General features: G+C 68.6%; 4 protein-coding genes and 1 pseudogene. 2 read left to right on the top strand and 3 right to left on the bottom strand.

The annotated features are described in order from the left end of the window. On the bottom strand, nucleotides 1-1,241 hold a 1,241-nt coding region (gene purH, locus ACTHL9_RS08910; RefSeq protein ID WP_440518493.1), incomplete at its 3' end, for a bifunctional phosphoribosylaminoimidazolecarboxamide formyltransferase/IMP cyclohydrolase. Between the two features lie 271 nt (nucleotides 1,242-1,512). On the opposite strand from purH, the gene ACTHL9_RS08905 reads away from it, so the two are divergent. Both ACTHL9_RS08905 and ACTHL9_RS08900 read left to right on the top strand, forming a co-directional pair. Further along, entirely contained in the window at nucleotides 1,513-1,953 is a 441-nt protein-coding gene (locus ACTHL9_RS08905) for a DoxX family membrane protein (RefSeq protein WP_440518492.1), read from the top strand. Nucleotides 1,954-2,040: 87 nt separating this feature from the next. After that, nucleotides 2,041-2,649 carry an SRPBCC family protein gene (locus tag ACTHL9_RS08900; RefSeq protein ID WP_440518491.1) on the top strand — a complete coding sequence of 203 codons (609 nt, stop codon included), beginning with the start codon at nucleotides 2,041-2,043 and terminating at the stop codon, nucleotides 2,647-2,649. 54 nt (nucleotides 2,650-2,703) lie between these two features. Here ACTHL9_RS08900 and ACTHL9_RS08895 read toward each other — a convergent pair whose 3' ends face one another. Together ACTHL9_RS08895 and ACTHL9_RS08890 are read right to left on the bottom strand one after the other, a co-directional pair. After that, entirely contained in the window at nucleotides 2,704-3,516 is an 813-nt protein-coding gene (locus tag ACTHL9_RS08895; protein WP_440518490.1) for an ABC transporter permease, read from the bottom strand. Next, a pseudogene (locus ACTHL9_RS08890) lies at nucleotides 3,513-3,746 on the bottom strand (ABC transporter ATP-binding protein); the annotation flags it as partial. The gene ACTHL9_RS08895 and the pseudogene ACTHL9_RS08890, both read right to left, overlap by 4 nt.

Below are 3,746 nucleotides of genomic sequence, written 5' to 3'. Positions count from 1 at the left end.
GCATCGGCGGCTTCTCCGGTCGCGAGCGTCCAGTTGGCGGTGTCGTCGCCCGGGGCGTCCAGCCGGTCGGAGACCTGGACCAGCATTCCGCCGGAGATCTGGCGGAACTCCGTCGGGTACCGGTCGTAGCCCTCCGGCAGGGCGAGGAGGCGGATGTTCTTCTTCTTGGAGAGGATCTCGACGGCCTCCGGCTCGAAAGCTGGCGCGACGACGACCTCCGTGAAGATCCCGGACAGCGTCTCCGCCATACCCTTGCTCACGATGCGGTTGGCCGCCACCACGCCGCCGTAGGCGGAGACGGGATCGCAGGCGTGGGCTTTGCGGTGCGCGTCCGCGATGGGGTCCTCGGCGCCCGGGGTCGCGACGGCAATGCCGCAGGGGTTCGCATGCTTGATGATGGCGACGGCGGGCTCGTCGAAATCGAAGGCCGCACGCAGGGCTGCGTCGGCGTCCACGAAGTTGTTGTAGCTCATGGCCTTGCCGTGCAGCTGGTCTGCCTGGGCGATCCCGGCCGGCGCGGCCTTGTCGACGTACAGTGCGGCCTGCTGATGCGGGTTCTCGCCGTAGCGGAGCACCTCGGAGCGCTCGAGCGCGAGGCCGGCGTAGGCCGGCCACTGGACCACGCCCTGCTCGTTCTCGTCGAGGAACTGGCCTGCGGTCCAGGTCGCCACGGCCGTGTCGTAGGCGGCCGTGTGGGCGAAAGCCTTCGCCGCAAGGCGCTGGCGGGTCTTGAGGCTGAAGCCGCCTTCCGCGGCTGCCGCGACGACCTCGCCGTAGAACCCTGGATCGACGACGACGGCGACAGCGGCATGGTTCTTCGCCGCCGACCGCACCATGGCGGGTCCCCCGATGTCGATCTGCTCGACCACGTCGTCGAGCGCTGCGCCCGAGCGCACGGTCTCGACGAACGGGTAGAGGTTCACCACCACGAGGTCGAACGGCTCGATGTCCATCTCCTCGAGCGTCTGCAGGTGCTCCGGCACCCGGCGATCGGCCAGGATCCCGCCGTGGACGCGGGGGTGCAGCGTCTTCACGCGCCCGTCGAGCATCTCCGGTGAACCGGTGACCTCCTCGACTTCCTGCACGGGGACGCCGGCCGCAGCGATCTTCTTCGCAGTCGAACCCGTCGAGACGATGCGCACCCCTGCCGCGTGGAGCCCCTTCGCGAGGTCCTCGAGACCGGTCTTGTCATAGACGGAGATGAGGGCACGTCGGATGGGGACACGGTCAAGCTGGATCACAGGGCACTCGTCTCTCTCGTGCTGAGTCTGGGGGTCGCGGCCATTCTATCGCCGTGCGCCCGGCGATCCCTTTGGTTGGCGGACGCCAGCCCGGGGAACCACTACGACGTGCGAGCAATAGTGTATCGACTGCCCTATACGGGAGGGCCCAGCCGTTTGAGGAGAGGCCAGCCGTCTAAGGGAGAGGCCAGCCGTTGCCGTCGTCGTCAAGCGCCTCGCGAAGCGCAACCGGACCGGACCTGACCAAGCAAGCCGAATCGAAGGAGACATCATGGCATTCTCGCTGAGCCGCGCGGTTCTGCGCCTGGCGACCGGGGCGTACCTCCTCAATTCCGGGATCTCCAAGCTCTCACTCGACGAGGAGAGCGCCGGCTCGATCCAGGACATGGCGTCCAACGCCGTGCCGCAGGTCAAGCAGCTTCCGCCCGCCACGTTCGGCAAGGCCCTCGCGGCGGGCGAGATCGCCCTCGGAGGCGCGCTGCTCCTGCCCCTTGTTCCCACCAAGCTCGCCGCCCTCGGCCTCACGGGGTTCGGCTCCGGACTCGTCGCCGTCTACGCGAAGACCCCGGGGCTGACGCAGGGCGACGGGATCCGGCCAACGCAGGCCGGAATCTCCATGGCGAAGGACACATGGCTCGCCGCCATCGGCCTCGCCCTCCTACTCGACCGCAAGCGCAAGGCTGTGAGAGGAGGTCGCGCCACCAAGCGTTGACCCCGCTTTCAGGCCCTGCCTACGGTGGACGGGCGCCCACCGGCGCAGGTCGAGCAAAGGCCGCCCACGGAGCAAAAGGAGGATTCCATGGCTACCGTTCAGCAGTCCATCGACGTCAATGTCCCCGTGTCCACCGCCTACAACCAGTGGACACAGTTCGAATCGTTCCCCGAGTTCATGGGGGGCGTGGAGTCCGTGGTCCAGCAGGACAGCACGCACCTCCACTGGACCACCAAGGTCGCGGGCCAGACCCGCGAATTCGATACCGTCATCACCGAGCAGGAGCCCGACTCACGCGTCGCGTGGAGCACGCAAGAGGGAGTCGAGCATGCCGGAGTCGTGACCTTCGACGCCCTCGGTCCGGACACCACGCGCGTGAACGTGCAGTTCCAGTGGGACCCGGACTCGGCCGTCGAGAAGATCGGCGCCTTCTTCGGGGCCGACGACATGCAGGTCCGCTCGGACCTGAAGAAGTTCAAGGAGTTCATCGAATCGCGCGGCACGGAGACCGGGGCGTGGCGCGGCGAGGTCGGCTCCACGCCGCAGTCCGGCGAGGTCTTCGAGTCGGGCACGGAGGGGACCACGGGCCTCGGCGGCACCACGGGCACGGGGCCGGGAACCGGCACTGGGCTCGGCGGGGCCGGAGGGGCGACCGGCGCCGGCGGTGGAACCACCGAGACCGGCCCGGTCATCTGACCGACTGACGGCGCGAAGCGAGTGTGGGGCGGCGGCTGCCGCCCCACACCCATGTCAGGCGTCCCGGCGGATCCACCGGAAGGTCAGCCGGCTCACCACGAGCCCCACCACGAGCCACACGGCAAGCCACACCGCGATCCATCCGAGGTCCCAGGTCCCGTTCTGCTCGAGCACCTTGAAGCCGTCCGGCAGGAACACCGAACGCATTCCCTGCGCGATCCACTTGAGCGGGAAGACGCTCGCGAGGTTCTGCATCCATGTGGGAAGCATGGAGAACTGCAGGTAGACGCCCGAGATGAACTGCAGGACCAGCACGATCGGGACCACGACCGCCGTGGCGCTCCGGCTGCTCCTCGGGAGCGCCGAGAGGGCGATCCCCAGCAGCGCGGACGTCACGATGCCGAGCACGAAGACCCACGCGAAGGTGATCCACGCCTGCGCGGAGCTCGGCAGCGCGACCCCGAACGCGAACTTCGCCACCACGAGGAGCATCGCGGCCTGCAGGACCCCCGTCACGAACACCCGCCCGAGCTTTCCGAGGAAGTAGGAGACGGGCGAGAGCGGCGTGCCGCCCAGTCGTTTCAGCGTGCCATCGCCCTTCTCCCCCGCGATGTCCACGGCCAGATTCTGCACACCCGAGAGCAGGATCCCGGCGGCGAGCATTCCGGGGAGGTAGTACTCGGCGACCGAGACGTGGTCCGGAGAGCCCGGGCCGAGCCCGATGTCGCCGCGCGAGCTGAACGCGGCCGCGAAGATCCCCAGCATGAGCATGGGGAACAGGAACGTGAAGAAGACGGCGTCGGGCGAACGGAAGTAGCCCTTGGTCTCGTAGCCCGTCCGGGCCACCCCGTGGGAGATGAGGCTCATGCCGGCTCGCCCTCCTTCTCTGTGGGCATCTGGACGAGTTCCGACGGCGTGCCTGCCCTTGCGTTGGCGGTGCCGGCTGCGTGGACCAAGCTGAGGTACACGTCCTCGAGGCTCGGACGGATGACCTCGAGCTCGCGCGGCTCGCCTGCGAATCGCTGGGCGAGGTCGACGACGAGCGACGCCGGCCGCTCCGAGCGCTCCTCATGCAGCACTCCCGTCTCGTCCCGCCA

Origin of the sequence: Sinomonas sp., from assembly GCF_051955515.1 — a bacterium.
GTDB lineage: Bacteria > Actinomycetota > Actinomycetes > Actinomycetales > Micrococcaceae > Sinomonas.
The sequence above is the reverse complement of the archived record's forward strand: the minus strand, read 5'-3'. Positions and strand labels throughout refer to the sequence as shown.

What these genes read in the sequence shown, in the direction of transcription:
- ACTHL9_RS08895 (WP_440518490.1), bottom strand. Translation starts at nt 3,516, where the DNA reads ATGAGCCTCATCTCCCACGGGGTGGCCCGGACGGGCTACGAGACCAAG.
- ACTHL9_RS08905 (WP_440518492.1), top strand. Translation starts at nt 1,513, where the DNA reads ATGGCATTCTCGCTGAGCCGCGCGGTTCTGCGCCTGGCGACCGGGGCG.
- ACTHL9_RS08900 (WP_440518491.1), top strand. Translation starts at nt 2,041, where the DNA reads ATGGCTACCGTTCAGCAGTCCATCGACGTCAATGTCCCCGTGTCCACC.